The 1,760-nt window shown below is 63.2% G+C and carries 1 protein-coding gene and 1 pseudogene; both read right to left on the reverse strand.

The window, feature by feature from the left end; translation table 11 throughout:
- Nucleotides 1-234: 234 nt before the first annotated feature.
- Nucleotides 235-1,341 (reverse strand): acryloyl-CoA reductase electron transfer subunit beta, encoded by a 1,107-nt coding sequence (acrA, locus tag AAEU42_RS14530; protein ID WP_342234277.1) that lies wholly within the window; start codon nucleotides 1,339-1,341, stop codon nucleotides 235-237.
- A 20-nt stretch (nucleotides 1,342-1,361) separates the two neighbouring features.
- Nucleotides 1,362-1,760, reverse strand: a pseudogene (locus AAEU42_RS14535) (electron transfer flavoprotein subunit beta); the annotation flags it as partial.

The raw sequence follows: 1,760 nt of genomic DNA on the forward strand, positions 1-1,760 counted from the left end.
TTTGGGCTTCCCCTGGGGGAAGCTGATGAGCGAAGCGAGACTGATGAGGGGAACTTATCTCTTTAGCAGAGTCTCTACCATGTCCACAGTTCCCCTCATCCGTCAGCCCTACGGGCTGCCACCTTCCCCCAAGGGGAAGGCCATTACGGGGGATGGGCAGCAGAACAAGATTTGTATAAAAAGGCCGGGCCGTGGAGAGTTCCACGGCCCGGCCCTTTTTTCTTTTTGCTTGTCTTACTTGGAAGCCTTGAGGGCCTTGACGGCCTCGGTGAGCATGGGGGCCACCTTGTACAGGTCGCCCACGATGCCGTAGCTGGCCACCTCGAAGATGGGGGCGTCGGCGTTCTTGTTCACCGCGATGATGCACTCGGAGTCCTGCATGCCGGCCTTGTGCTGGATGGCGCCGGAGATGCCCAGGGCCACGTAGATGCGGGGGTGGACGGTCTTGCCGGTCTGGCCCACCTGGTGGGAGGCGTCGATCCAGCCGGCGTCCACACAGGCGCGGGAGGAGCCGACCACGCCGCCCAGGGCGTTGGCCAGGTCCTGGGCCAGGGCGATGCCCTTCTCGGGATCCTTGCTGATGCCGCGGCCCACGGAGACCACCACGTCGGCGCCGATCAGGTCCACCAGCTTCTTGGCGGCCTTCTTGATCTCCAGGATCTCCACGTGGATATCCTCCTTGGAGAGGGTGACGGGCACCTTCTCCACCACGGTCTTGGCGGCGCCCGCCTCATCGAAGGGCTGGGTGGCCATGACGCCGGGGCGGACGGTGGACATCTGGGGACGGAACCGGGGGCAGATGATGGTGGCCATCAGGTGGCCGCCGAAGGCGGGACGCGTCATCTTGAGGTTGGTGTTCTCCTCGAAGGCGGTGTTGTCCACGTCGATGGTGGAGGTGGTCTTGAGGAACTCCTTGTACTTGGCCACGTCCACATCCAGGTGGGTGCAGTCGGCGGTCAGACCGGTGTGCAGCCGGGCCGCGCAGCGGGGGCCCAGGTCACGGCCGATGTTGGTGGCGCCGATGAGGACGATCTCCGGCTTGTTGGCCTCCACCAGGTCGCAGATGACCTTGGTGTAGCCGTCGGTGGTGTAGTCCTTCAGCAGCTCATGGTCGCAGTAGTAGACCTTGTCGGCGCCGTAGCCGCCCAGGGCCTTGATGTACTCTTCCTTCACGTTGGAGCCCAGCACCACGCCGCACAGCTCCACGCCCAGGTCGTTGGCCAGCTTCCGGCCCTCGCTCAGCAGCTGATAGCTGATGGACATGATCACGCCCTCGCGCTGCTCGCAGAATACCCACACGCCCTTGAAGGCGGCGGTGTCTTTACTATTGAATTCAGCCATTGTTTCCATCTCCTCTCAAGTTAGATAATGTGCTTGCCGTCCAGGATGCCGATGAGCTGGTCCACGGTGGCCTTGTCGGCCCCCTCCAGCATCATGCCGGCGCCCTTGACCGGGGGGGAGAAGGACTTGTAGACGTTGGTGGGGGAGCCCTTCAGGCCGATGGTGTCGGGGTCGATCAGAGGCTCGTCCTTCAGGGTCTCGTAGTCATAGATGGCCAGCGGCTTGGAGTAGCACTCGAAGATGCCGGACACGGACATGTAGCGGGGGTTGTTCAGCTCCTTGACGCAGGTGATGAGGCAGGGGGTCTGCATCTTGAGCATCATGTAGCCGTCCTCCAGCAGGCGCTTGACCACCACGCCGTTGCCCTCGGCCTTGATCTCGGCGGCGTAGGACACCTGGGGCAGGCCCAGCTTCTCGGC

It is taken from the genome of Pseudoflavonifractor phocaeensis (genome assembly GCF_038439875.1).
Lineage (GTDB): Bacteria > Bacillota > Clostridia > Oscillospirales > Oscillospiraceae > Vermiculatibacterium.

Coding starts and splice junctions, on each gene's coding strand:
- acrA (WP_342234277.1), bottom strand. CDS start 1,341: ATGGCTGAATTCAATAGTAAAGACACCGCCGCCTTCAAGGGCGTGTGG.